This window comes from Pseudarthrobacter sp. Y6 (genome assembly GCF_050156205.1).
GTDB lineage: Bacteria > Actinomycetota > Actinomycetes > Actinomycetales > Micrococcaceae > Arthrobacter.
Genome location: NZ_CP189574.1, coordinates 3482086 through 3507214 on the forward strand (window position 1 = coordinate 3482086; position 25129 = coordinate 3507214).

Here is a 25129-nt window from a genome sequence, read left to right on the forward strand (position 1 = left end):
TCTGCACTAAACTCTCGGATCCGTCCGTCTAAGCCCTGCTCGCTGATGGTGGCTGTGGGCCGTCGATCTAATGAAATTCACCACTCGGCGGGAGGTATCTCCGATTCCGTAGTCGACCGGGGCACCAACGTAGTCGTCTTCGGCGATCTGCTGAAGCGTCATGTCAACTGAATCCAAAATGCTCTCTTTATGCAGCCCAGAAGTGATTATGCCTCCGGTGTCGAGAGATTCTGGACGCTCAATGAAATCGCGGAGCGTCACAGCAGCAAAACCCAGTAGCGATGATTCCTCGCTAATCGTGCCGCTGTCCGAAAGTACGATCAGTGCCTCCTTCTGAAGCCTCACGTAGTCGTTGAACCCGAATGGGGGGTGCATAATTACACCGCTCTTCAACTCTTCCGGCTGGGTTTCCAAGCGCTTACGGGTTCGCGGATGGGTAGAAAGCAGAACTGGAACCTGGTATTTTTCACCCACCGAGCTGAGTGCCTCCAAAACTGTGCTGAGGCGTTCTGGGCTATCGACGTTCTCTTCACGGTGCAGGCTCACCAGGATGTAACCGCCTGCGGTCAAACCCTGGCGTTCTAGAATGTCGCTGTCCTCGATGGCGCTGGCATTCAGAGCCAACACTTCCTTCATTGGGGATCCCGTAAGAAGGATGCGCGCCGGATGAATTCCTTCCGCAAGGAGGTTCCGGCGAGCATGCTCCGTGTAGACCAAGTTGTAGTCCGACACATGATCTACGAGCCGCCGGTTCACTTCCTCAGGTACGTTTTCATCAAAACAGCGATTTCCCGCCTCCATATGGAAAACGGGAATCTTTAACCGCCGGGCAATGACGGCCGAGATGCAGCTGTTCGTATCTCCCAAGACGACCATGGCGTCGGGTTTCTCCTCTAAGAGAACGCCTTCGACTCTCGTCAAGATGGAACCCAGGACCGCGCCCAGCGACGAGACGTCCGCTTCCAAGAAGTGGTCCGGTCTCCTCAGGCCCAAATCCTCGAAAAAGATCTCGTTCAGCTCGTAGTCGTAATTTTGGCCCGTATGGATAAGTACGTGGTCGGTGTACTTATCCAGCCGCTTGATCGTGGCGGCCAAGCGGATGATCTCAGGTCGGGTGCCGACTACAGTGGCGACTTTAAGCTTGTATTTCATGGGCTGCTACACCTCCTCTGCAATGGTGTCGGGGTTCGACGGGTCAAAAATATCGTTCGTCCAAAACATCGTATATAGCTCGGAATCTCCGACGTTGGTCATGTCGTGAGTCCACAATGTCGGCATGTCGATCGCAACAGGTGAGTCACCGGTGACCCTGAACCGCAGTACCTCGCCTGTGAATAGCTGCCGCATGCTGATAAGTGCCTCACCCGACAGCACCACAAACCGTTCCACCTTCCGGCGATGAAAGTGCTGTCCACGCGTAATTCCAGGGGCCGTGGTGGAGAACGACGTCTGGCCTTGCCCACCATGCGACCGACAAACCTCGAAAAAACTCCCACGGGCGTCAGCTCTGCGCTCCAGCTTAAAAGGAAGGTCCGAGCCTACTCTAAAGGAGCGGTAAGTGTTGAAAAGGTCCAAATCAAAGCTGGAGCAGACGTCCGGGATGTCTCCGCTGCGATATGTCTCCGCAATCGATTTTAGCTGGACCAGCAAGCCGGAGACCGTCTGCCGAGATGACAACGCCGACAGCGATTCAGGACTTGCAGCACCAACCAAGACTTCCGCCGCGTTCTGCGCGTGGACGAGGACAAGTTCTTTGTCATCCTTTACTTCAGGTGTCTGCTCCTTCTCCAGCAGGTGGCAAAATGTAGCCACAACTGAGTTATAGAAGGGCTTCCCATGCTCTCCGAAGAGATTGGGCAGCTCAACGTCCGTATAGTTCGCGCCCACGATCTCGGCCGCGCTCTTCAGTATGGCGCTTGCTTCTGCCTTAGCCTCTCCATAGACGGAACCGTTACCCGTTTGCACCGAATTGGCAAATACAACTTCCTGCGGTGGATTGCCCGCCTTCAGCAAAGATTCGGCAAGCTGCTGAGCGAACTCAACGTTTCCGGAGCGGACCTCTTCATCTGTACCGCGGTTCACGCCTGCTAGATGGACGAGCCGTTCAGTTCCCTCGAGAAGTGACACGGCTTTATTGATCTGGTACTTAGCTCCGACCTCGACTGCCGTCGCGCTTCCGCCGACACTGCGGACGAGCGCACGTGTATGAAAGCCAAGGAACCCTCCTGCCCCGGTAAGCGCCAGGTTCACAGCGTGGAGCCGATCCGGTCGGTAAGGCCGGCCAGAGAAAGCTCTCGGCGGACTTCAGGAAGGGTCAGCAGTAAATTCTCGATGTCGGCGATGTCCATGCGCTCAACAGTGTGGGAATCGTAGTCAGTGTATTTCGCTTGATTCACGTCCCCCGATTCAAAGAACAGGCTGTAATTCAAGTCGCGGTTGTCTGCTGGCACCTTGAAGTAGTCGCCCATGTCCTGAGCCCGTGTCAGTTCCTCCCGTGTGGCCAGCGCCTCGGACAGCTTTTCCGCGTGACGGGTGCCTATTACCCGAACTTCCGCTTTTGACTCGAACAAGTTAGCCACCGCCTGGGCGAGGTCAGCAATGGTGGAAGCTGGTGCCTTTTTCACGAAAAGATCACCTTGACGTGCATTCTCAAAGGCGAACTCAACCAAGCTTACGGAATCAGCCAACGACATAAGGAAACGCGTCATTTCCGGGTTTGTAACTGTCAGAGGTTTTCCTCCCTTTATCTGATTGATGAAGAGAGGGATGACTGACCCGCGGGAATACATTACGTTTCCGTACCGGACGCATGAAACGATGGTGTCAGCGCCGGGGTTGTTTAAGCCGTGGGACTGAGCAACCTTCTCCATCATCGCTTTGCTCATGCCCATAGCGTTGACAGGATAGACAGCCTTATCGGTGCTGAGACAAACAACCGACTTGATGCCGTTCTTCTCGGCGGCCCGCACGACGTTTTCGCTGCCAGTTATGTTCGTTCGGACGGCTTCCATAGGAAAAAATTCGCAGGACGGAACCTGCTTGAGCGCCGCAGCATGAAAGATATAGTCGGCGTTCTTGGTGGCTCGGTCCACGCTGTCGAAATCCCGCACATCACCCACATAGAACTTTAGGCGGGAATCCGGGACGTCATGACGCATCGCATCCTGTTTTGCCTCATCCCTGCTCAGGATCCTGATCTGTTCAACGTCCGTCTCCTCCAGAAGCTTTTTGGCCACGGTGTGTCCGAAGGAACCGGTGCCACCGGTGATCACGATTCGCTTACCCGAATAGCGGGAATTAGTCACGTTAGAGCCTTTCAATTCGCGTGCGAGGTATAGAGCTGATAGATCATGACCGGGAGGTGATGAACGATTCCAAGCCGTAGATCACCCTTGAAAACTGTTCCCGGGTTAGAGCGGACCCTGACGGAAGAGTCAGACCGCGAAGGAAAAAATTCTCCGACGTGCCATCCACTAGACGCCCCGCGTCTGTAAAAACTGGTTGAAGATGCATGGGCTTCCATAACGGGCGCGCCTCGATGCTGGTCTCACCCAGGTATCGCGCCAACTCTTCCGCCGACCAGCCAGCAACAGTCGGGTCGATTACAATCGACGTGAGCCAGCAGTTGTCAGCGCCGTCATCGTCGGCTCCGAACAATGACACTCCTCTGACCCCTTCGAAGAAATGACGATAGGCCTCGCGGTGTGCACGGCGTCGAGCAATCATTTCATCTAGGCGGGTAAGCTGCGCCCTTCCAAGAGCAGCGAGGAGATTACTTAGGCGGTAATTGTATCCAATATCCACGTGCTCATAGTGGGCAACCGGCATACGCGCCTGGGTTGCCAAATAGCGTGCTCGGGCCGCCTGGTCCGCGTCGTTCGTGAGCAGCATACCGCCCCCGGATGTCGTCATGATCTTGTTGCCATTGAAGGACACGATAGCTGTGTCGCCAAATGAGCCCGCCTGGCGACCACCTCTGCTGGCCCCGAACGATTCAGCCGAATCCGCTACTACTGTGAGTTCATATTCTGCCGCTATCCGCTCTATGCCCTCGTAGTCGCAGATCTTTCCAAGTAAATCAACCGCGACAATAGCCTTGGCCGGACGTCCTTCGGCTGCGAGACGTTTTGCAGCGAGTTCCAGCAAGGGAATGCTGATGTTCCCTGTGGAATCCGAATCGATGAAGAACGGCTCCGCTCCGGTGTAGCGGATGGCGTTGGCCGTAGCTGCGAAGGTCATACTCGATGTGAGGACCACATCACCCTCCCCGATTCCATAACCCAGTAGTGCAAGATGTATGGCCGCAGTGCCAGAGCTGAGGGCGACCCCATGCCTTACTCCTGCGCGCCCAGCGACTTCGGCCTCGAAGGCGTCCACGGCCGGTCCAAGAGGCGCAACCCATCCCGAACGTAACGCGTCCAGGACGAACTTCTCCTCCAGCTCCCCGACATCCGGTGACGACATGTATATGCGGTCGCTCATAGCTTTTGTTCCCGTCCTGATGCCAGATCCATGGCGTCTACCTCGTCGATCGACTGCCCAATCCAGGCATCTTCGGGAAGATCGAGTGGCGAGAGCGGGGGAACCGCTGTGTGTGAAATCTTAGGGTGAATCGGGCGTTCTTCGGCTTCCCCAACCCCGACAAGCTCTTCGTGAAGCTTTTCGCCGTGTCGCAGGCCCGTGATTACGATTTTGACGTCCTGCCCGGACCTGGCAATCATCCGCTCAGCGACATCCAGGATTCTGACTGGCTCCCCCATGTCCAGGATGAGTACCTCCCCCGGACCCCCAATGGCCCCGGCCTGAATCACCAATTGGCAGGCCTCCGGAATTGTCATGAAGTACCGGGTTACGTCAGGGTGAGTAACTGTCACTGGTCCGCCGGCTTCAATCTGGGCAGTGAACGTCGGCAGCATGGACCCGCGACTCCCGATGACGTTGCCAAACCGGACTGAGAGAAAGTTGCAATTTGTTTCGTGACCAAACCATGCGGTGAGTCTCTCGCCCAACCGCTTCGAGAAACCGAGCACGCTCGTTGGATTCGCGGCCTTATCCGTGGATATGTTGACAAAAGTCGCCACGCCAGCCGAGCGGGCTGCGTTGAGAACGTTGATGGTACCCTGCACGTTAGTTTGCCAAGCCTCATGAGGATATTGCTCCAGCATCGGTAGATGCTTGAGCGCCGCAGCATGAAAAACGACATCAGGCGACCTATCCATGAAAATTCGTTCTATAGTGTCGGCGTCTCGAATGTCGGCCAAAACCACCTCATTCGTGTCAAGAAGGCCATGCCCTGAAATCGAAATCTGAACGCCCTGCAGCCCTGTTTCATCTCGATCCAACATGATCAGTTCAGCTGGCGAGAATCTTAGTAGCTGCCGACATAACTCTGATCCGATGGAGCCTCCCGCGCCTGTTACAAGAACCCGTCTGTCAGTTACGAAGCTTGCAATCGACTCCACCTCCGTATCAACGGGATGGCGTCCTATGAGGTCCTCAATTGATACATCCCGCAAGTCCCCCAATCGCGCCTTGCCCTCCAGGATGTCGGACAGTGTAGGCAACACCAACAGACGAAGGCCGGCCGAGTCCGCGAAGTCGGACACGACCCTAAGGAGATCTGCGTCCGCTCGAGCAATCGCAAAAACAAGTACCTCTGCTTCGGCTGCCTTGGCGACGTCGGTTAGGTCTTCAAGGCCACCAAGGACCGGAATTCCGTTAAGATGAAGATTTCTTTTCTTGGGGTCATCGTCTATGAGCCCAACCGGCCTGTACGGCGAAAATCGGTCACGATTCATGAGTTGTACGACATGCTGCCCGAGGTGGCCGGCGCCGTAGACAAGAGTCGGGGCAGCTTCGTCGCCGGGCCGAAACTCGCGCTCTAACGCCACGCGGTGCAGGAGGCGGATTCCCGCCATCATGACGAAACCAAGCAACATTGCGATTAAAGGAACGCTTCGCGGAAAGCCATCCGAGGCCGGTACGAGCAATCGGAACCCGGCGAGCGTGGTCCCGACGGCGACAACGACCAACAACAAGCTCTGAGCTTCATGCCGCGAGCCGTAGGGGTGCCGGTATTTGTATAATGCCAGCATCCATCCGAGCACAGCCTGCAACACGAGGGCTGTAAGCACCGTTATCACCACAGCACCGCGCGCAATTGTTGACGTGTCAAAGTCCAAACGAACCGCAGCGGCTACCGGAACGGCAAAACTCCAGACAACAGCGTCTAAGAGATACTCCTTCCAGCGAAAGACTAGTCGTGGCTTCAATCGAATTGCTTTCGCGCACATTGATTTATTCCCCCCGTTGATCAGTGCTTCGTAATACTTAGTCAGCGTATTTGAGACATGCTGACGACTAATGCTTGTTTGGGTCCATGACCCAAGTCTTCAGAACATTGTCTGTTGCAAACTTCAACAATGTCCGGTCGGAGAAGTGAACTCCGGTATGGTCCAGGAATTAGGCGCGACCGGGGACGTTCTTGCCCCTTCGGCCGGTAACCACGGGCTCCGGCCGGTAGTCATAGTACATGTGGCTGCCCGACACGTGATCCACTCGGTTCAATACGATGCCAAGGAGGCGGGCTTTTACGGCTTCAAGATCCTTAACTGCGTGCTCAAGTTCGCCTCTGTGCGTCTTGCCATCGGCGCTGACTACGAGCACCACACCACTCGCCATTGATCCGAGAACCGCAGGATCGGTCACGGGAAGCAACGGAGGCGCATCAATTATGACAACCTCGTACTCGGACTCGAACCGGGAAATTAGCTTTTCCATGGACGGGGACCCAAGAAGTTCGCTGGGATTGGGCGCAGCCATTCCTGACGCAAGAACGTGCAGCGCGCCCCCCCTTCCCCACGCCTGGATGGCGTCTTCTAGAGCCACTGAGTGTGACAGCACCCCGGAGAGACCAACGGAACCTTCGAGACCCAAGTACTTGGCCACCTTGGGGCGTCGAAGGTCAGCATCAACGAGGAGTACTTTCGAGCCGCTCTCAGCCAGCATGATAGCGAGATTCACGGCCGTCGAGGTCTTGCCTTCACCCGGAATTGATGACGAGATTACAACGCTTTGTGACCCGCCGCTGATGTTCGTGAAGTGCAGATGGGTCCGCAGCTGCCGAAAGCTCTCAGCTCGATGACTGAACTGGTCCCCTTGCGTGATCAGTGGCTCATCGTTCAGGGAAGAATCCACCGTGAACGACCCTAGGATCCCGGCGGAGACGACACGCTCTACATCGTCTTGGCTCCTGATACGCGTGTCGAACATCTCGCGAAGAACCGCAATGCCGATACCAGCCAGAAGGCCAAGAGCCAGGCCGATGGCAATATTCAGTGGGACCCGAGGCGATGAGGGGGCCGTTGCCGGGGCGGCACTCTCGAAGATGCTGAGACGCACGATCGAAACGTCTTCCACTTCACCAACCGCAGTTATCAGCTGACGCGCGCTGGAGTTGGCGATCTTTGCGGCCTGCTCAGCGCTCGGATCCGTGACGTTAATGTCGATCAAAACTGTCTGAGCCGGCGTGCTCGCAATGACTTTTCCGGTGAGCGACTTTGCCCCACCTTGGAGCCCCAGCTCTTGGGCGACAGCCTGGAGAACCCTAGGGCTTGTCGCCAGGTTCACATAGGAAGTCACGCGTTTTTCCGCGAATGTGTTCCCTTGAATAACGTCCGTGGCGGTGCTTCCGCCCTTAACAGAAACAAACAGCTGACTGCGGGCCTCGTATTGGGGCGTCTGGGTGAAGGTAAAACCTGCAGCCAATGCCAAGCCGACGAACGCCATCGTCACGATGATCATCCACCGTTGGCGAATCACACGCAAATAGTCCTGCAACTCCATTGCTCCCCAATTTTTCCGCTGCAGAAGCAGCATATTTCTCGCTAGAAATCGCCGGATCGCCCGGCGCGCCCGTGACCATTAAAGCACGTAGGGAGATTTGTACGTGAGCCGGATAGGACTCGATGTGAAATGACGAGTCACCTGTCGCCACCAGCCGTCCGTGTGGTAAGAACTCGGTATGGGGAGGCACTGGCGGACACGACGATGGAGCCTGCGCCTATCCGTACCATCGCCTCCGCGCCGATCGTTGCCCCTCATATGGCTTGGGCTCTTAGCTGTAGGCTCCATAGGACTGGCTCTATTTGCCCTCCTGAGAACCGCATAGGATCACCACTCCGTAGAAGCCGCCCTGTCATGCACAGCCGCGGAAATTTGACCACCAGAATAAAGGGACCTGAGCATTTGAAGCCACGGGCTTGATAACCTCCCTATCCGCGAACTAAAACCTCAAGGAATACATGTCTTTCACCCCTGGCCCTCAAGATAACGCCGCAGGATACGAGCACGGAAGCAGTGGCCCCCGGCGGGGTCACAAGGCAAGAAACGTCCTCATCGTGGCGGCAGCCGTGGTCATAGTCGCCGCTTTGATAGCTGGTGGTTACGTCGTGAATCTTGCCCGGACTTATAACGAGAAGTCTGAAACGATAGAGACTGCCTTTCCCGAAGAGTCCACCAGACCTCAAAAGCAAGGGCCAGTCAATGGCAAGGCTCCAATTAACATCTTGGTCATGGGGAGCGATAGCCGGGGTGCCACAGAGGTGGATGCAGTAAACGGCTCCGCTACCGATCAACGTGCAGACACCCTGATGCTGATGCACGTACCCGCCGACCGCAAAAATATATACACAATCTCGCTGATGCGGGACCTTTGGGTTGGTATCCCCAATCATGGCGAAGCAAAGATAAATGCGGCCCTTGCCTTAGGCGGCGTGCCCTTGATGGTCCAGACTGTGGAGTCGATCTTTGGCCAGCGAATTGACCATGTGGCCATGGTCGATTTTGAAGGGTTTAGCGGCCTCACAGGCGCCCTCGGGGGGATCGACGTCCAAGTGAGTGTGCCGTTCGCCTCCAGCAGCATGCCTGATCAATATTTTGCCCCGGGATCGAACACTCTGAACGGCACACAAGCTCTCGCCTTTGTTCGCGAGCGGTATGCCTTTGCCGATGGTGACTATCAGCGAGTGCGCAATCAACAGTCCTTCCTGAAGGGCGTAATTGCCAAGACGCTCAATGCCGACACGTTGAGTAACCCAGTGACCGTCAACAATCTGGTTGGGGCGGTCTCGCCCTTCATAAGTGTCGATAAAGGCGTTGACGCGGCGACCGTGGCCGGTCTCGCGATGGAATTGAAGGACGTAAGACCGCAAAATATGGTGATGTTCACTCTCCCGACTCTGGGTATCGGGACCTCCGCAGATAAACAGTCGATTGTCCGCCCCCAACCCGAAGCCATCGAGAAAATTGCCGCAGCTCTATCCAGTGGAACCCTCGGAGACTACGTGGCAGCCAACAATTTCGAAAAGGGTAACTAAGCAATCCTGGAATAGCCCCCAGGAAATTCCTGGAAAATCCAAGACTCTGGCGCGGTACCCTGGCAGTAATGTTGGTCCCTTTAGCGCTGGTCGCATTCTGGCCGAACCCCGTAGATGAACCCGTTCAAGGCGAACTCGCCGGCATCCTTAGCGGCTTGTATCTCTTAAGTACCCCCTGTTGAGGTGGGTGGCTGTCGGTTTACGGTGGCCTTGGGAGGGGCCGGGGTGGTTCCGGTTTTCGGCTGGGCGTCATGGCCCGTGAAAGAGATCGTCGCCCCCGGCCTGTCTTCCAAGCAGACCCGATTGAGGGAATTGGTGGCCGGAAGGAAACGGTGCGCAGCACCGGTTTCCGTCCGGGCAGGCACCGGATGACTTACAAGCGCGGGAACCGTATCCGACGCTTCCTCAGCAGTTGCGGGCATGTGAGGGAGGTCGCCGCCCGGCGCTGGAAGCAACGCATGACGGTTCTCCCAAGAGGTGGACTACCCGGCCTGGTGACTCGGCTGGTGGACCGGCAACGACGGGTTGTTCCATCGCACGTATTCGATGCGAAAGGGAGAACCATCATGCAAGATCAGGATAAACCCGCGGGGATCGTGCGGGCAGTGGCAGGTATCGATGCGGCCATCACAGCACGGCATCACATCGCGGTGCGGGAGTTTTTCGACGACGGAACAGAACATCTGAGCCGCTTCACTGTCGACCCAACCCTTGCCGGGCTGGAGAGACTCTCACAGCGGCTGGCCGCAGTACCGGCGCCGCTGACAGCGGTCGTGGAACCGACATCCATGACCTGGCTGGCGCTGACCCTCGCGGTCGAACGGGCCGGCGGGCAGATGGAAATGATCGGCGCCCGGCACTCCTCACGGCTGCGCGCGGCCATCATGGGCAAAAACAAGTCCGACGTCATCGACTCCGAAGTACTCACCCACGCCGGGGAGATCTTCGACCCGCCACCGCTGGTCCTGGCATCCCCGGGGCAGCTGGCACTGCGACGGGCCGTGGTCCGCCGGGCCGGCGCCGTCATTGACGGGAACCGGCACTGGCGGCGGCTGCTGTCGCTGGCACGGTGGGCCTTCCCCGATGTGTGGACTGCGTTCGCCGGATCCGAGTCAACAGCATTGGCGGTTCTGGGCCGCTGGCCGCACCTCCGATCACTGGCATCGGCGCGCTCAGCAACGCTTACTGCCGTGGTCGCCGAGCATACCCGTGACGTTGGAGATACGCCCGCCCGTGCTGCCGCGATCAAGGCCGCGGCGCGGGGATGGGCAGATTTCTGGGAGGGGCATCTGGATCTGGACGCGCTGGCCGTGGACGTCACCGAACACCTGACAGATCTGCAGGAGTCACGGGCCGTGGTCGAGCGCTTCACCTCCCACGCGCGGCAGTGGTGGGAGCACCTCTACGGCGATGACCCGCTGGTGCTGTCCTTACCCGGAGTGGGCCCGGCCATCGGTCCCTGCATCCGCGCCTACTTCGGCGACGGATCCGGGTTCGACAGCGCTAAGAAGGCTGCCAACTATGTTGGTATTACCCCTTCGAACTGGTCATCCGGGACGATGCACCAGTCCCACCGGGCCATCAGCAAGGAAGGGCCGGCACCGCTGCGGCTGGCGTTCTACCAGGCCGGCAGCGTCGCCCGGACCATGGACCCGCAGCTGGCCGCGTTCTATCACCGGCTCATGACCGAACACGGCCACTGCCACACCCAGGCCACCATCGCGGTCGCCAGGAAACTGGCCGAAAGAACCTGGAAAACCCTCACCACCGGGCAGATGTACGAGCTGCGCGACCTCCAAGGGCAGCCAGTCACCAAACGGGCAGCGAAAGAGCTCATCGCCTCCCACTACACCGTCACGCCCCAACAGCGCACCCAGTCGCGGTCCCACACCCTCGAAGCGAAACGGGCACGCCTAACACGGTAAGTACCACTGGCCCTCCGCTCCGTTCGGCGACCGGACCCATGCCGTTCTGCCCCACCACCAGCCACCGGCGGCACCCTGCGACCGGTCTGTCCCCGGACGGGGCAGCACCCCAGCCTTCACCGGCAAAACACAGGTGACGGTGCACTCAGCCTGCCTGCCGTCCAGAGCCAAAAAAGGCTTGACAAGCGTTAGGGAAGCTCTTGAAGGTTCCCGGGGAATGGTCTGCTGAGATGATTGCTCATGCTGCCATCCGGGCTGCACTTCTCAAGAGGATACGGGATTTGTAGTTGTCCGGGTTGCGGTAGCCCCGCGCCGTTCGTTTGATGTGTTTTATCGCGGTGTTATTGGCTTCGACCTTGGCTGTTGTGGCTCCGGTGACGATGAGGACTTCGATCTCGGCCCACCACCGGCAGACGGTCTTGTAGAGCCTGTTGGTTTCTGGCATCGCCGCCCGTTCGACCAGGTCCGCGAGGGCAGTCTTCGCCGCGGCGGCGGCTTCGAGGGAGCCGGTGTTCAGCAGCGTGCGGAGTTGTTCCTTGACCTGCCAGGCGACTTGAAGGCTGCCAGTCGGATCGTCAGCGGCGAACACGCCTGCAAGGCGATGCCGGGCACGTTCTGAGAGTTTCTCATCGGCTTTCAGCAGCAGCATCCGGTTCGCCCAGGCCGGGTCCGTGGTCCTGCCCCGCCGGCCCCGAACCTGTTGTGATAGGCCCTGACGGACGGTCGTGAGCATGTCGTTGGCGAGCATCGTCATGTGGAACGCGTTATGCCGATGTCGGCATAATCTGTTTTATGTTGGACTCCGTGTTATGCCGATCACCCCGGTATCGGTGCATGTCGGTGACGTTTCTGCGGGGTTCTTGTCGGCATAACTAGAGGCCGTTGAGGAAGGCGAGGAGTTCGTCGGTGGCTTGGTAGCGTCCGACGGCGACGTTGGTTGGTGTGGTTCTGTTGAGGGCCTCTTCTTTCATTTTCATATTCGCGTGCAGGTACGGCTGGGAGGATTCAATGCCAGCGTGTCCGAGCCAAATGGCGATCATCGCCACGTCGATGCCTGCTTCGAGCAGGCGCATGGCAGCAGTGTGCCGCAGTACGTGCGGGGTGACGTTCTTGGTCCCGAGTGTGGGGCAGCCTCTGCTGGCGCTGGTGACATGGAGGCTGATCCGGGCGGCGATCGCGTCGCGGCTGAGCCAGTGTCCGGTGAGGGTGGAAAAGACGAAGCTGTCCGGTGCGGTTTGGTCCGCGCCGATGGCACGGAGGAGCTGGATCGCCCCGGCGGTCAGGGGTGTGGTGCGGTCCTTGCGTCCCTTCCCGTGGCAGGTGATGTGGGCGCCGGTGCCCAAATGTATGTCGGCACCGGTGAGTGCGGAGAGTTCGGCGACGCGCAGCCCCGTGGTGATTGCGACCAGTAGCAGTGCCCTGTCCCGCCTCCCGATCCAGGTGTCAGGATCTGGGGCGGCCAGCAGGGCGTCGACTTCGTTATTGGTGAGAAAGGTGATCTCCGGCTGGTGCTGGCGTTTGCGGGGTATTGCCAGGACCTGACTGAGAACTGTCGCGTGTTCGGGATGCTTGTAGCTGGCGTAGGTGGCGAAGGAATGCACTGCTGCCAAGCGGGCGTTGCGGGTCCGGATGGTATTGCCGCGTCCGTGTTCCAAATAGTCAAGGAAGCCTGTGATCAGGTTCGCATCCAGTTGACCGACGTCCAAGTCCGAGGGTCGGGTCCCGGCGGCTTCGTGAGCGTAGGCCAGCAGCAGCCTGAAGGTGTCACGGTAGGAGGCGACCGTATGTGGGCTGACTCCGTATTGGCTGGTCAGGCGAACGGTGAAGAACGCTTGAAGGGTTGGGGCCAGTGCGCTCATGATTCTTCTCTTTCGAGGCGTTTTGCCGCGGCTTGCATCAGGGCCGGCGTGCAGCCCAGGTACCAGTACGTTTCGGCGATCTGTGCGTGCCCCATCCAGGTGGAGAGGACGGGAAGGACCTTTGTGGGGTCCTGCCCGGTCTCGTAGGCATCCAGCATCGTGTTCACGGCAAAAGTATGGCGCAGGTCCGTCAACCTGGGGCGGCATCTGCGCGAGCGTTGGCCCAGTGAGGTGTGCTCCAAGACTTGCCGAAAGCTCGCGTCGAGGATACTTGAGCGGAGCCGGTTCCCGAGGGAGGAGACCAGCAACGCCGGGCAGTTGGCCGCCTGTGGGAGCCCGGTCCGGAGTTCGACGTAGGTTGTGAGGGCTGCCATGACCGTGGAATCCAGCGGCAGCATCCGGATCTTGCCGTATTTTCCGGTGATCCTCAGGGTCCCGGATGCCGGGTTGATGTTCGCAAGGTCCAGTGCGCAGGCTTCGCCGGTGCGGATCCCGGTCGCCGCCATTAACCCAATCAGGGCCGCAAGCGTTGTCGCACGGAATCCAGGGCGCAGGCCGGCAGCAGCCACGATCAACTCGCTGATCTCTTCCCGTGTGTAGATGTAGGGGACATTGCGGGTTTGGCGAGCCTTGAGCAGGCCACCCGGCGGGACTTCGATCCCGGGATCGAGGGTCTGGGCCCAGCGGCAGAACCCCCGCACCGCTGACAGGCGCAGGGCGGTACTTCGGTCCGAAAGGCCAGCCTTGGCCGTCGCGAAACCTACAGCCACCTGCACGGTCAAGTCCACGGCTTCCTCGTTGTCAACATATTCACAAAACATCGCCAGGATCCGCCCCACATCGACTGCTTTCGAGCCCTGCGCGCGTCGGATCTGCAGATACTGATCAACCATCCGTGGCAGGTCGTTCATGGCAGGGCTTCCATCTGTGGCCAGGGGCGGGCAAGACCAGCAAGGCGTGTCATGTCCGTCTTGGCGTAGATCATAGAGGTCTCGGTGCTGGCATGACGCAGGAACTGAGCGACCTCTTCCATGCTGGCCCCGGCGTTGAGCACCTTGGAGGCCGCCGTGTGGCGGAGCCGATGGCCATAGACGGTACCGATACCTGCCGTTTCCGCCAGACGGGCAACAATATAGGTGACGCTCGTGGGGGTAAGCCCCCGGAACGGCGCCCTGACCCTGATGAACATCTCCTTGGCCTTTATCTTTGGCGGCCGGGCATGTTGGAGGTAGTCAGCCAGTGCGGTACCAACGTCCACAGGCAACGGCAGCGTGTCAATCCGCCCGCCTTTGCCATGAACGACCACGGCACCCGACACCCAGTCCACATCTCTAAGCTGCAGGTCCGCCACCTCCTGGCACCGAAGCGCCATCCGCAGCAGAAGGAGCACCACCGCGTAGTCCCGCATCCCAGGCAGTGGTGTTCCTGTCCACGGCACTCAGCAAAGCAGCTGTTTCGTCTTGGCCCAGGGGCTGGGGCAGGCCCGATTGCCGCCAGGAAACAATGGGTGGAACCGCCGCGGCCAACGACGCCGTGCTGTACCCCGCGGCATGGATGAAGCCGAGGAAGGACCGCAGCACGCTGGTCGTCATCTTCGCCGACTTCCGCGACAACCCCGCCAACCGGCTCGTGAGGTAGCCAGCTACGGTCTCCCCAGTCACCTCATCGTCCTGGACCCGGCAACCCAATCCCTGAAGGTAGTCAAGGAAGGGCGTGATCCAATGCCCATAAGCAGCGATCACCGGGGTGCTCAGGCCACGCCGCACCAACAAATAGTTCTGGTACTCAGCCAACAGAACTTCCTGCGCCGTCACCGGCACGGCAGGCTCCAGCCCAGGGATGGCCTCCAGGGAACGGAGGTAATCCAGGAAAGGCTCCAGAGCTTCGAGGGATTTTTGGTTGGTGTAGGTCGCCCTCCGTTCTGCCAGAAAATCGTTGATGACCGGCGGCGTTAGCTCACCGGCCCCCAGGTCCCGCGCGTGCAGCCAGCGCGAAAGATGCGCGGCGAGCTGGAGCTTGTTGGCCGCCGAACACGACACATACCCCTGCGCGATCAACATCTCACGCCAGCCCGGAGCGAACTCTGCCAACGGTCCGGTGAAACGAACCTTGGAAAGATCAGGATCATACATTTCAGCCTCCTCACAATCGATGGAGACTTTAGAATTACCCCGCAGGGTTATGCCGACAAGAACCCCGCAGAAACGTCACCGACATGCACCGATACCGGGGTGATCGGCATAACACGGAGTCCAACATAAAACAGATCTACCGACACCGCCGAGCGTGGAAGCCACATCCGCAGTGCTTTCCGGAAGGCCGCGGACGGGTCGATCGCGACGACCTGCACGCCGAGCCGCCAGTGCAGCGGCCGGGCGAAGAGCCAGTCTCCGACGCCCTTGTGGTCGCGTCCGTCCACGATGCCCAGGACCTGGCCGGTGTCCAGGTCCACGATCGTTGTCATCCAGGGCTCGTACCGGGTCCAGGCCTTCGTGCCGGGGTCCTGGAAGAACCGCACAGAACGGTAGCGGTGCTCATCGATGCCCAGCATCCTGGGTGCGAGGAAGTCCACATCAGGCAGGCGGAGAGCGGCGTCGCCGATGACCTGCTGGACCAGCCACCACGAGATCCCGAATGCCACGGCGGTCTCAGACACGGCCCGGCCTGAATCTATGACCGCATCCAGTACGGTCTCGCGCAGCCGCCGTGTCGACCGTGCCCGGCGCGGCACCTGCGGCGTCGCCTCACAGAACGATTTCCGCTCACAAAGGTACTCGTCACAGAACCAGCGCCGCTTGTCCCAGAGGAGCACTACCAGGCCGGCAACCGGGATATCCCGCAGCCGCTGGCACCGGCGTTCCTTCACCCGCGACGCGATCACCCCGCAGCTCGGGCACCCGGGCGGGAACGTGGACTCCACCGTGACATGGCGTGCCCCATCCGGGAGCAGGACGGTGGCGGTGACACGGTAATCGGGCAGGTTGAAGATCAGGCTGGCAGCATCTTCGGCCGCCACAGTAGGCTCTAACAAGGCTCGTGGTTCCTGTTCAGGTTGAATGCGTAGTAACACTCATCCCAGCAGGACCACGAGTCCTCTGCTAGCTACAACACGAACCTATTTCCCCGGGAACCTTGAAGAGATTCCCTAACGCTTGTCAAGCCTTTTTTGGCTCTGGACGGCAGGCAGGCTGAGTGCACCGTCACCTGTGTTTTGCCGGTGAAGGCTGGGGTGCTGCCCCGTCCGGGGACAGACCGGTCGCAGGGTGCCGCCGGTGGCTGGTGGTGGGGCAGAACGGCATGGGTCCGGTCGCCGAACGGAGCGGAGGGCCAGTGGTACTTACCGTGTTAGGCGTGCCCGTTTCGCTTCGAGGGTGTGGGACCGCGACTGGGTGCGCTGTTGGGGCGTGACGGTGTAGTGGGAGGCGATGAGCTCTTTCGCTGCCCGTTTGGTGACTGGCTGCCCTTGGAGGTCGCGCAGCTCGTACATCTGCCCGGTGGTGAGGGTTTTCCAGGTTCTTTCGGCCAGTTTCCTGGCGACCGCGATGGTGGCCTGGGTGTGGCAGTGGCCGTGTTCGGTCATGAGCCGGTGATAGAACGCGGCCAGCTGCGGGTCCATGGTCCGGGCGACGCTGCCGGCCTGGTAGAACGCCAGCCGCAGCGGTGCCGGCCCTTCCTTGCTGATGGCCCGGTGGGACTGGTGCATCGTCCCGGATGACCAGTTCGAAGGGGTAATACCAACATAGTTGGCAGCCTTCTTAGCGCTGTCGAACCCGGATCCGTCGCCGAAGTAGGCGCGGATGCAGGGACCGATGGCCGGGCCCACTCCGGGTAAGGACAGCACCAGCGGGTCATCGCCGTAGAGGTGCTCCCACCACTGCCGCGCGTGGGAGGTGAAGCGCTCGACCCTGGCCCGTGACTCCTGCAGATCTGTCAGGTGTTCGGTGACGTCCACGGCCAGCGCGTCCAGATCCAGATGCCCCTCCCAGAAATCTGCCCATCCCCGCGCCGCGGCCTTGATCGCGGCAGCACGGGCGGGCGTATCTCCAACGTCACGGGTATGCTCGGCGACCACGGCAGTAAGCGTTGCTGAGCGCGCCGATGCCAGTGATCGGAGGTGCGGCCAGCGGCCCAGAACCGCCAATGCTGTTGACTCGGATCCGGCGAACGCAGTCCACACATCGGGGAAGGCCCACCGTGCCAGCGACAGCAGCCGCCGCCAGTGCCGGTTCCCGTCAATGACGGCGCCGGCCCGGCGGACCACGGCCCGTCGCAGTGCCAGCTGCCCCGGGGATGCCAGGACCAGCGGTGGCGGGTCGAAGATCTCCCCGGCGTGGGTGAGTACTTCGGAGTCGATGACGTCGGACTTGTTTTTGCCCATGATGGCCGCGCGCAGCCGTGAGGAGTGCCGGGCGCCGATCATTTCCATCTGCCCGCCGGCCCGTTCGACCGCGAGGGTCAGCGCCAGCCAGGTCATGGATGTCGGTTCCACGACCGCTGTCAGCGGCGCCGGTACTGCGGCCAGCCGCTGTGAGAGTCTCTCCAGCCCGGCAAGGGTTGGGTCGACAGTGAAGCGGCTCAGATGTTCTGTTCCGTCGTCGAAAAACTCCCGCACCGCGATGTGATGCCGTGCTGTGATGGCCGCATCGATACCTGCCACTGCCCGCACGATCCCCGCGGGTTTATCCTGATCTTGCATGATGGTTCTCCCTTTCGCATCGAATACGTGCGATGGAACAACCCGTCGTTGCCGGTCCACCAGCCGAGTCACCAGGCCGGGTAGTCCACCTCTTGGGAGAACCGTCATGCGTTGCTTCCAGCGCCGGGCGGCGACCTCCCTCACATGCCCGCAACTGCTGAGGAAGCGTCGGATACGGTTCCCGCGCTTGTAAGTCATCCGGTGCCTGCCCGGACGGAAACCGGTGCTGCGCACCGTTTCCTTCCGGCCACCAATTCCCTCAATCGGGTCTGCTTGGAAGACAGGCCGGGGGCGACGATCTCTTTCACGGGCCATGACGCCCAGCCGAAAACCGGAACCACCCCGGCCCCTCCCAAGGCCACCGTAAACCGACAGCCACCCACCTCAACAGGGGGTACTTAAGAGATACAAGCCGCCTAACACGGTAAGTACCACTGGCCCTCCGCTCCGTTCGGCGACCGGACCCATGCCGTTCTGCCCCACCACCAGCCCACCGGCGGCACCCTGCGACCGGTGTGTCCCCGGACGGGGCAGCACCCCAGCCTTCACCGGCAAAACACAGGCGAGGGTGCACCCGGCATGCCTGCCGTCCAGAGCCAAAAAAGGGTTGACAAGCGTTAGGGAATCTCTTCACTATGGTTGGTGGTGAAACAGGTTCCGTGTCTTGAAAGCTGAAGGGCTCGTTGCCCTGCTGTGATGGATGTTCTCTACGCATTCATCAAGAGTCAGGAGCTACGAGCCTTGATCGAGCCTACTTCCCCGCGCCCCGATGCTGCCACCGCCATTTTCAACCTGCCCGACTACCGCGTCACCGGCATCGAGGTCCTCTCGTTCGGGCAGCGGCGCGTCAGTGTCGAGGCCACCGCCGAGGCCGGCTGCCCCGACTGTGGTGTGATCAGCACCCGCGTTCATTCCCGCCGGCCGCAGCGCCTGCGGGACATTCCTGTGGGCGGCCCGGTCGAAGTGATTTGGGCCGCCAAGCGCCGCTTCTTCTGCGATGAGTATCTGTGCCCGCGCCTGACATTCACCGAGGAAACAGCCCAGGTCCCGCGCCGGGCCCGGTCCACCCGCCGGCTCCGTGACGCCTGAGTGGCCGCCGTGATCGGATCCGGAAGGGCGGCTGCGGAGGCGGCGTCCTCGTTCGGTGTGTCGTGGTGGCTGGTCCAGCGGGCCCTGGATTCAGCGGCGCTGACCTTGCCCGATGTCGACGCCCTCGCACCGCGGATGCTGGGCATTGATGAACACCGCTACCGGTCCGTGCGGTTCTTCCGCGACCCGGCGACCAAGGCCTGGAAACGGTACGAACCGTGGATGACCACCATTGTTGATTTGGACACCGGACAAGTCCTCGGGATAGTTGACGGCCGTGACAGCGTGGGCGTCGGAGACTGGCTCTTCGCCCGCCCTCTGGAGTGGCGTCTGGGCGTGCAGGTCGTTGCGATCGACCCCTCAGCGGCGTTCCGCAAGGCCCTGCGGATGTGGCTGCCGCGCACGGCAGTGTCGGTCGACGCGTTTCAGCTGGTCAAGCTAGGCAATGACATGCTCACCGAAGTCCGGCAACGACTCACCCAGCAGGTCCACGGCCGGCGGGGACGGTCCATTGATCCTGTCTGGGCCAACCGGAGGCTGCTCCTCCGGGCCGGGGACACACTCTCGGACCGGGGACGGGACAGGCTCAGCACCGTGTTCGCGACCGACGATGCCACCGGGAAGCTGCGGGCCGCCTGGCTGGTCAAGGAACAGCTCCGGGCCCTGCTTGCCACCGGGTCACTTGCCGACGCAGCCGTGGCGAAAGACCGCCTGCAGGCCCTGGTCGAACGAGCCGCCCAGCCTGAAACGAGCCGGCTCTGGCGCACGGTCTGCCGGTGGTGGAGAGAGATCGAAGTCCTCATTGTCACGGGCGCGACAACGGCGAAAGTGGAAGCCAACAACACCGCGATCAAGCACATAAAACGGACAGGCCGGGGATTCACCAACGCGCGCAACTACAAAACGCGTATCCTGTTGCGCAGTGCCGCCAGAACAGCGGCATGAACACCCATCACGGCAGAATATTCACCATGAACCGTGAAGAGCCCGGTTAGCTGACGAAGCCCTTCATCCAGGTCTTCAGGTCCTCACCGAACTCCACGCGCTCAGAAGCCAAAGTGATGACTGCCTTGAGGTAGCTCAGCTTGTCGCCGGTATCGAAGCGCCGGCCTTTGAAGACCACCCCGTACACGCCGGAACCTTCGCCCTCACCGGCAGCAAGGGTCTGGAGCGCATCGGTCAGCTGGATCTCTCCACCGCGGCCCGGCGCCGTGTTCTCCAGGACGCTAAACACTGACGGGTGCAGCACATATCGGCCGATGACGGCCAGGTTGGACGGTGCTTCGCCTAGAGCGGGCTTCTCCACCAGGCTGTTCACCCGAACAAACTCCTCGCCCTCGATGGCTGTGATGTCTGCACAGCCGTATGCGCTGATCTGGGACGGATCCACCTCGATCAGGGCGATGACCGAACCACCGGTCTTCAGCTGAACGTCCATCATGGTGGTAAGCAGGGTCTCGGCCTCATCGATGAGGTCGTCACCCAGCAGCACGGCGAAGGGCTCGTCGCCCACGTGCTGGCTCGCACAAAGGACGGCATGGCCCAGGCCCTTGGCTTCGCCCTGCCGGACATAGTGGATGGGACCCAAGTCGGATGCCTGCTGCACCAAGTCCAGGCGTCCCTGGTCGCCCTTTAGTTCCAGCGCACGCTCCAGGCCAGGTTCGCGGTCGAAATGGTCTTCCAGGGCGCGCTTGTTGCGGCCTGTGATCATCAGTAGGTCAGTGAGGCCGGCATTAACGGCTTCCTCAACGACGTACTGGATGGCGGGCCGGTCTACGACCGGCAGCATTTCCTTCGGCATTGCCTTGGTGGCGGGCAGGAAGCGAGTCCCCATGCCGGCAGCAGGAATGACGGCTTTAGTAATAGATTTCCCCATTGTCATAGGTGAACCATACAAAATCGTTGGTAAAAACGTGCAATTGATTTCGACAGGATCCATCACCGACCTTTGAACGCCGGTGTCCGTTTCTCCTGGAACGCCCGGAAGCCCTCTGCGTAGTCCGCACTCTTGCAGAGCCGGGCCTGTTCGGCGTTTTCCTCAGCCCTGGCGTCCCACAGGCCCAGCCGCTGGTCGCGGATGTGCGCCACCAGCTCCTTGCTCGCCGTGAATGCGCCCGTTGCCCCGGCGGCAACCTTCGTCACAATGTTCCTGGTATTGGCCAACAGTTCATCCGCCGGCATCGCCCGGCTGAACATCCCCTGCGCCACAGCCTCTGTCCCGGACATGAGCTCGGCCGTGTAGATCAGGTCCAGTGTCCGGTGCATGCCCAGCCGCTCCGTAAAATACCAGTGCCCGCCCGAATCCAGCGTGGCGCCCAGCTTGGCGAACGGCGAGCCGAACTTCGCGTCCTCCGCCACGTACACCACGTCCGTTGCCAGCAGCAGGCCCAGCCCCACACCAAGGCAGGCACCCTGCGCCGCGGCGAACGTCGGAGCCGGGAACGCGCTCATCTTCTTCAGCAGCGGCTGCACCAGCCCGCCAAGGTACGCCTCGGCGTCGTCCGTCTCCGGCGTCACGCCCGAAATGTCCCGGCCCGCGCAGAACGCGCGGCCCTCTCCCCTCAGCAGCAGCGCCCGCACCTCACCGCCTGAGGCGGCGGCTGCCGCGTCGTCGTACGCCTGAGTTAAATCCGTGAGCGCCTGCTCGTCCAACGAGTTCAGCTTGTGGGGCGCGTCCAGGACGACTTCGGCGACGTTGCTGGCGATGGAGAGGGAGATCATGGGTTCCTTAGACGTCGAAGTCGACTGTTACTTCTTTGCTCGTGGGGTGGCTCTGGCAGGTCAGGACGTACCCCTTGTCCAGTTCGTCCTGCTCCAGCGCGTAGTTTTCGTCCATGGTCACGGTGCCGGTGACCAGTTTGGCGCGGCATGTCCCGCAGACTCCCCCGGCGCACGCGAACGGCACGTCCGCCCGGACCCGCAACGCCGCGTTCAGGATGGATTCGCGGGCGTGCGTGGGGCTGGCCACCTCGCCCTGCAGGCCGTCCAGCTTGAACGTGATCCTGTACGTCTCCTGGGACTCGTCCACCACCACGGGACGGCCGGCGTTCCCCTCCGGGCGGTCCGGCTTGCCCGACGTGAACAGCTCAAACCGTACCTGCTCCGGCTTCACCCCGCGCTCGGCCAGGGTATCCCGGCACAGCTGCACCAGCTCGAACGGCCCGCACAGGAACCACTCGTCCACATCGTCCGCGTGGATGGCGGTGCCCAGCAGCTGCCGGAGCTTCCCGGCGTCAATCCGTCCACTGAGCAGCGGCGCGATCCGCTGCTCGCGGGACAGCACGTGGTGGATGGCCAGCCGCTGCGGGTACCTGTCCTTCAGGTCCGCCAGCTCCTCCAGGAACATCACGTCCATGGCGGCCTTGTTGGCGTAGATCAGGTCGAACCGGGTCCCCGGGTTGGCAGCCAGCAGCGCCCGGGCGATCGCGATCACCGGGGTGATGCCGCTCCCCGCCGCGATGGCCACAAAGGTGCCCGGCTCCCCTGCCATCTCGCCTGCGATTTCCTGCGGCCGGTTCATGGAGTTCATAACGTTCTGCTCCACAGCCTTGCCGTCCCGGCCATGCTTGGACACAAACGCGCCCATGGGGCTCATGACATCCAGGGTGTCCCCCGCCTTCAGCTCCGCGTTGGCCCAGTTGGAAAACAGCCCGCCCAGGTCCTGCTTCACGGCCACCCGGATCTCGCTGCTGCCGTCCGGGAACGTGCGCGGCTCGGCGCAGATGGAGTAGCTGCGGCGCACCTCATGCGGCTCGCCGTCCTCATCCTGCAGCGTGGTGCGCAGGGCCACGTACTGGCCGGGGCGATCATTGCCTGGTTCGAAATCACCGGCGCCCCACCACCATGACCGGCGAAGGAAATCACTGCCCAAAATGAACTCAAGAAGGACCGTGATCTGCAGCCTCGATGCCTCGCATTCCTTCCGAGTGCCAGCAATTCACTGCGCTCAGCTTCCGAGCCAGTCCGACAGGATGCAGGCCGACTGAGATTAAAGCTTGTAGCTATGCCCATCGAGTGATGAGCATGCTCATCCGGCCTAATGCGCATGCCCATCACGTCATGCGCATGGCTACAATACTCATGAGCATGCTCATCATTCAGTGCGCATGCTCACTGACACGGACCGTGAGGACGCGCGTCAAACTCACAGGAATCTAAAGGGCCAAGTAAGTGCAAACAGAAGAATTGAAGGACATTGTCCGGAAACTGCGACGCGCATCGGCAACGACGTCGTGGATCCTGGACGCGAACACCGGCACGCGGAAGCTGGGCAATGGGTGCAGCCAGCTGGGTGAAAGCGGATGCGGGGATGATTCCCGCCCGCTTGGCCGCATTCACGATTCATAGCAGTCGTCGTTTCGCGCATTGCCTCAAAGTCAAGAGCCTCTGATGTCCTCCAGAATTCAGGCATACCTGCCTGCCTTACTTATCAAGTCGTGACCAGGTAAGGTGCCGGGGACAGTTCGACGCTACGGCGGCGTAGGGTGACCGGGCATCACCACATGTGGTGACTGAGTGGGTGATCGGACCACTTCTGGCGTGTCACAACGGCAAGCTTTTCCACCAGGGCCGGGTGACCGACGTCGTACGTTCACTGGACCTGATCTGGATCCTGGACGCGGAAGCTGCGCTACAGCCAGCGTTCGACGTCGGCACGCATTTGGGCAAGCTGGTTCCTGAGTTCCGGCAGACTGCGCGCTGCCGTTTGCCACACGGTGTCGTTACGAATGGCCGCGTAGTCGTGTGAGAGCACATTCCGGAGTCCGCGCATCTGGCGCCAAGGTATGGCGGGGTACTGTTCACGCACTGGCTCCGGGATCCGGTCCGCGGCAGTATTCAGGTCGATAAGGATGGACTTCATGGCCTCGCGCGAGCGCCAATTGTCAGGATCGTTGAAGGCAGGCTCACCCTCGTCCACGATCTGCTGTGCCCAGCCCAGCCGTTCCTCCATGTCGCCGATCAGCTGGAGGACCCGGTCCTTCGGAGCCGCCGTGAGGGAGAAGGAGGGATCCTTCTGCTCTGGAGGCACGAACTGGCCGCCCACGGGAATCTCTTCGGGGTGCCGGCTCACAGGGGAACTGCTTCGCGGAGGATGCGCTCCATTATCGGGCCCCCTGAACCCGACGGGACGATGTCCACTTCGACGCCGAGCAGGTCAATCATGTCCAGGCGGAAACCGGACAGGTCGAAGAGTGTCGCGCCCGGTTCGAGGTCAACCAGAAGATCGACGTCGGATGCCGGCGTGTCCTCGCCCCGTGCCAAAGATCCGAAAACGCGGATGTTGTGTGCTTTGTACCTGTGGGCGATCTCCAGTGTCTCGCCGCGGTGTTCAGCGAGGATCTCAGAGGGCCGGCGCCGCAATACCTTCATGATCCGGCCAAGGGTTTCGGGCCGCGGGATGCGCTTCCCGGATTCATAGGCTGAGAGATTCGGCTGGCTGACGTGCGAGAGTTCCGCGAGCCGCTTCTGGCTAAGCCCGGCACGAACCCTTTTCTCGGCTATCTCGCTGGTCATAGGTCAAGTATATCGGGGCGATATACATCTGGGGCTGGCCCGGACATGGAAAAATCACCGGCCGGAAACGCTCCGGCAACCTGGCCGGGGCATGCTGGGGCCTACGGGGACAACCAGCAGGGGGCACAGCATGACAACGCAGCAGGAACGGACCATCAAGCTGCAGGCCGGGGACTACATCCAGGCGTGGCACAACGGCAAGCTTTTCCACCAGGGCCGGGTGGCCGACATCGTACGTTCACTGGACCTGATCTGGATCCTGGCCGCGAGGACCGGCACGCGGAAGCTGCTGGATCCGGACGCACTGGAGATCGTCCGGGTGGCGCCAGCCGGCGGTTGATTCCGCCAAGCTCAACCTGATTGGCTTCGGCCTGGGCTCAGTCATCGAAGTCGCGTCCGCCGTCGCGCTTTCCTGGCAGTTCGCCGGCAAGGACCCCGGAACGCCGCGAGCACCCCACCCTGCGGATCATCGCCATCTCGTTCTTCACGCTGGCGGTACTGCTGCCTGGCCTGGTCCTGAACAGCACGCTGGGCTGGTAGTGGGCCCGCAGTCCTGTCGGCAGGCGGCGCTGATGAGATAATTTCCCCATCGGTGCGCAGCCCGTCGGCAGCGGTGCGCCAGATCTGTCACAACCGCCAATAAGGAGTGAATGGGCAATATCTGGCACA

The 25129-nt window shown here is 60.9% G+C and carries 21 protein-coding genes and 2 pseudogenes; 5 read left to right on the forward strand and 18 right to left on the reverse strand.

Annotated elements, in window-relative coordinates; genetic code table 11:
- Nucleotides 1-6: 6 nt before the first annotated feature.
- From wecB to ACQCSW_RS16715, 6 genes are all read right to left on the reverse strand, one after another.
- Nucleotides 7-1152 carry a non-hydrolyzing UDP-N-acetylglucosamine 2-epimerase gene (wecB, locus tag ACQCSW_RS16690; RefSeq protein ID WP_426987630.1) on the reverse strand — a complete coding sequence of 382 codons (1146 nt, stop codon included), beginning with the start codon at nt 1150-1152 and terminating at the stop codon, nt 7-9.
- Nucleotides 1153-1158: 6 nt separating this feature from the next.
- Nucleotides 1159-2127, reverse strand: a complete 969-nt coding sequence (locus tag ACQCSW_RS16695) for a capsular biosynthesis protein (protein WP_426987632.1) — start codon at nt 2125-2127, stop codon at nt 1159-1161.
- 119 nt (nt 2128-2246) lie between these two features.
- Nucleotides 2247-3305 carry a polysaccharide biosynthesis protein gene (locus ACQCSW_RS16700; protein ID WP_426987634.1) on the reverse strand — a complete coding sequence of 353 codons (1059 nt, stop codon included), beginning with the start codon at nt 3303-3305 and terminating at the stop codon, nt 2247-2249.
- A gap of 43 nt (nt 3306-3348) precedes the next feature.
- Nucleotides 3349-4482, reverse strand: coding sequence for a DegT/DnrJ/EryC1/StrS family aminotransferase (locus ACQCSW_RS16705; RefSeq protein WP_426987636.1), 1134 nt, complete (start codon nt 4480-4482; stop codon nt 3349-3351).
- On the reverse strand, nt 4479-6272 hold the full coding sequence (locus ACQCSW_RS16710; RefSeq protein WP_426987637.1) for a polysaccharide biosynthesis protein: 1794 nt from the start codon (nt 6270-6272) through the stop codon (nt 4479-4481). The genes ACQCSW_RS16705 and ACQCSW_RS16710 overlap by 4 nt, the downstream gene beginning before the upstream one ends.
- A gap of 190 nt (nt 6273-6462) precedes the next feature.
- Nucleotides 6463-7845, reverse strand: a complete 1383-nt coding sequence (locus tag ACQCSW_RS16715) for a polysaccharide biosynthesis tyrosine autokinase (RefSeq protein WP_426987639.1) — start codon at nt 7843-7845, stop codon at nt 6463-6465.
- Nucleotides 7846-8303: 458 nt separating this feature from the next.
- Between ACQCSW_RS16715 and ACQCSW_RS16720 the strand changes: the two genes are divergently transcribed.
- Together ACQCSW_RS16720 and ACQCSW_RS16725 are read left to right on the forward strand one after the other, a co-directional pair.
- Nucleotides 8304-9377 (forward strand): LCP family protein, encoded by a 1074-nt coding sequence (locus ACQCSW_RS16720; RefSeq protein ID WP_426987641.1) that lies wholly within the window; start codon nt 8304-8306, stop codon nt 9375-9377.
- 566 nt (nt 9378-9943) lie between these two features.
- Complete coding sequence (locus tag ACQCSW_RS16725; protein ID WP_426987643.1) at nt 9944-11302, forward strand: IS110 family transposase; 1359 nt, start codon at nt 9944-9946, stop codon at nt 11300-11302.
- 238 nt (nt 11303-11540) lie between these two features.
- Here ACQCSW_RS16725 and ACQCSW_RS16730 read toward each other — a convergent pair whose 3' ends face one another.
- The 7 genes and pseudogenes from ACQCSW_RS16730 to ACQCSW_RS16760 all read right to left on the reverse strand — a co-directional run bounded on the left by ACQCSW_RS16730 (nt 11541) and on the right by ACQCSW_RS16760 (nt 17857).
- Nucleotides 11541-12056 carry an ISL3 family transposase gene (locus tag ACQCSW_RS16730; RefSeq protein ID WP_426987645.1) on the reverse strand — a complete coding sequence of 172 codons (516 nt, stop codon included), beginning with the start codon at nt 12054-12056 and terminating at the stop codon, nt 11541-11543.
- A gap of 118 nt (nt 12057-12174) precedes the next feature.
- On the reverse strand, nt 12175-13161 hold the full coding sequence (locus ACQCSW_RS16735) for a tyrosine-type recombinase/integrase (RefSeq protein ID WP_426987606.1): 987 nt from the start codon (nt 13159-13161) through the stop codon (nt 12175-12177).
- Nucleotides 13158-14072 carry a tyrosine-type recombinase/integrase gene (locus tag ACQCSW_RS16740; protein WP_426987647.1) on the reverse strand — a complete coding sequence of 305 codons (915 nt, stop codon included), beginning with the start codon at nt 14070-14072 and terminating at the stop codon, nt 13158-13160. The genes ACQCSW_RS16735 and ACQCSW_RS16740 overlap by 4 nt, the downstream gene beginning before the upstream one ends.
- The gene (locus ACQCSW_RS16745; RefSeq protein ID WP_426987649.1) at nt 14069-14512 is read right to left on the reverse strand and encodes a tyrosine-type recombinase/integrase; all 444 of its coding nucleotides are present in this window, start codon (nt 14510-14512) and stop codon (nt 14069-14071) included. The genes ACQCSW_RS16740 and ACQCSW_RS16745 overlap by 4 nt, the downstream gene beginning before the upstream one ends.
- Nucleotides 14493-15293, reverse strand: coding sequence for a site-specific integrase (locus ACQCSW_RS16750; protein WP_426987651.1), 801 nt, complete (start codon nt 15291-15293; stop codon nt 14493-14495). Before ACQCSW_RS16750 ends, ACQCSW_RS16745 begins: the two co-directional genes overlap by 20 nt.
- 122 nt (nt 15294-15415) lie before the next feature.
- A pseudogene (locus tag ACQCSW_RS16755) lies at nt 15416-16192 on the reverse strand (transposase); the annotation flags it as partial.
- 306 nt (nt 16193-16498) lie between these two features.
- Nucleotides 16499-17857 carry an IS110 family transposase gene (locus ACQCSW_RS16760; protein WP_426987616.1) on the reverse strand — a complete coding sequence of 453 codons (1359 nt, stop codon included), beginning with the start codon at nt 17855-17857 and terminating at the stop codon, nt 16499-16501.
- A gap of 741 nt (nt 17858-18598) precedes the next feature.
- On the opposite strand from ACQCSW_RS16760, the pseudogene ACQCSW_RS16765 reads away from it, so the two are divergent.
- Nucleotides 18599-19891, forward strand: a pseudogene (locus tag ACQCSW_RS16765) (ISL3 family transposase).
- A 46-nt stretch (nt 19892-19937) separates the two neighbouring features.
- On the opposite strand, the gene galU reads toward ACQCSW_RS16765, so the two are convergent.
- From galU to ACQCSW_RS16790, 5 genes are all read right to left on the reverse strand, one after another.
- Nucleotides 19938-20828: a UTP--glucose-1-phosphate uridylyltransferase GalU gene (galU, locus tag ACQCSW_RS16770; RefSeq protein WP_426987653.1), complete on the reverse strand. Its 891-nt coding sequence runs from the start codon at nt 20826-20828 to the stop codon at nt 19938-19940.
- A 56-nt stretch (nt 20829-20884) separates the two neighbouring features.
- Nucleotides 20885-21667 carry an enoyl-CoA hydratase/isomerase family protein gene (locus tag ACQCSW_RS16775; protein ID WP_426987655.1) on the reverse strand — a complete coding sequence of 261 codons (783 nt, stop codon included), beginning with the start codon at nt 21665-21667 and terminating at the stop codon, nt 20885-20887.
- A 7-nt stretch (nt 21668-21674) separates the two neighbouring features.
- Nucleotides 21675-22817 (reverse strand): 2Fe-2S iron-sulfur cluster-binding protein, encoded by a 1143-nt coding sequence (locus tag ACQCSW_RS16780; protein WP_426987657.1) that lies wholly within the window; start codon nt 22815-22817, stop codon nt 21675-21677.
- Nucleotides 22818-23576: 759 nt separating this feature from the next.
- Nucleotides 23577-24017 (reverse strand): HepT-like ribonuclease domain-containing protein, encoded by a 441-nt coding sequence (locus tag ACQCSW_RS16785; protein WP_426987659.1) that lies wholly within the window; start codon nt 24015-24017, stop codon nt 23577-23579.
- Complete coding sequence (locus ACQCSW_RS16790; protein ID WP_426987661.1) at nt 24014-24460, reverse strand: helix-turn-helix domain-containing protein; 447 nt, start codon at nt 24458-24460, stop codon at nt 24014-24016. Before ACQCSW_RS16790 ends, ACQCSW_RS16785 begins: the two co-directional genes overlap by 4 nt.
- A 130-nt stretch (nt 24461-24590) precedes the next feature.
- On the opposite strand from ACQCSW_RS16790, the gene ACQCSW_RS16795 reads away from it, so the two are divergent.
- Nucleotides 24591-24800, forward strand: coding sequence for a hypothetical protein (locus ACQCSW_RS16795; protein ID WP_426987663.1), 210 nt, complete (start codon nt 24591-24593; stop codon nt 24798-24800).
- Between the two features lie 20 nt (nt 24801-24820).
- Nucleotides 24821-25000: a hypothetical protein gene (locus ACQCSW_RS16800; RefSeq protein ID WP_426987665.1), complete on the forward strand. Its 180-nt coding sequence runs from the start codon at nt 24821-24823 to the stop codon at nt 24998-25000.
- Nucleotides 25001-25129: the final 129 nt, after the last annotated feature.

Bases quoted from the DNA above. Each gene is read 5' to 3' on its own strand.
- ACQCSW_RS16790 (WP_426987661.1), bottom strand. From the start codon at position 24,460: ATGACCAGCGAGATAGCCGAGAAAAGGGTTCGTGCCGGGCTTAGCCAG.
- ACQCSW_RS16735 (WP_426987606.1), bottom strand. From the start codon at position 13,161: ATGAGCGCACTGGCCCCAACCCTTCAAGCGTTCTTCACCGTTCGCCTG.
- ACQCSW_RS16730 (WP_426987645.1), bottom strand. From the start codon at position 12,056: ATGACGATGCTCGCCAACGACATGCTCACGACCGTCCGTCAGGGCCTA.
- ACQCSW_RS16720 (WP_426987641.1), top strand. From the start codon at position 8,304: ATGTCTTTCACCCCTGGCCCTCAAGATAACGCCGCAGGATACGAGCAC.
- ACQCSW_RS16775 (WP_426987655.1), bottom strand. From the start codon at position 21,667: ATGATCTCCCTCTCCATCGCCAGCAACGTCGCCGAAGTCGTCCTGGAC.
- ACQCSW_RS16750 (WP_426987651.1), bottom strand. From the start codon at position 15,293: ATGTATGATCCTGATCTTTCCAAGGTTCGTTTCACCGGACCGTTGGCA.
- ACQCSW_RS16795 (WP_426987663.1), top strand. From the start codon at position 24,591: ATGACAACGCAGCAGGAACGGACCATCAAGCTGCAGGCCGGGGACTAC.
- wecB (WP_426987630.1), bottom strand. From the start codon at position 1,152: ATGAAATACAAGCTTAAAGTCGCCACTGTAGTCGGCACCCGACCTGAG.
- galU (WP_426987653.1), bottom strand. From the start codon at position 20,828: ATGACAATGGGGAAATCTATTACTAAAGCCGTCATTCCTGCTGCCGGC.
- ACQCSW_RS16725 (WP_426987643.1), top strand. From the start codon at position 9,944: ATGCAAGATCAGGATAAACCCGCGGGGATCGTGCGGGCAGTGGCAGGT.
- ACQCSW_RS16760 (WP_426987616.1), bottom strand. From the start codon at position 17,857: ATGCAAGATCAGGATAAACCCGCGGGGATCGTGCGGGCAGTGGCAGGT.
- ACQCSW_RS16740 (WP_426987647.1), bottom strand. From the start codon at position 14,072: ATGAACGACCTGCCACGGATGGTTGATCAGTATCTGCAGATCCGACGC.
- ACQCSW_RS16705 (WP_426987636.1), bottom strand. From the start codon at position 4,482: ATGAGCGACCGCATATACATGTCGTCACCGGATGTCGGGGAGCTGGAG.
- ACQCSW_RS16715 (WP_426987639.1), bottom strand. From the start codon at position 7,845: ATGGAGTTGCAGGACTATTTGCGTGTGATTCGCCAACGGTGGATGATC.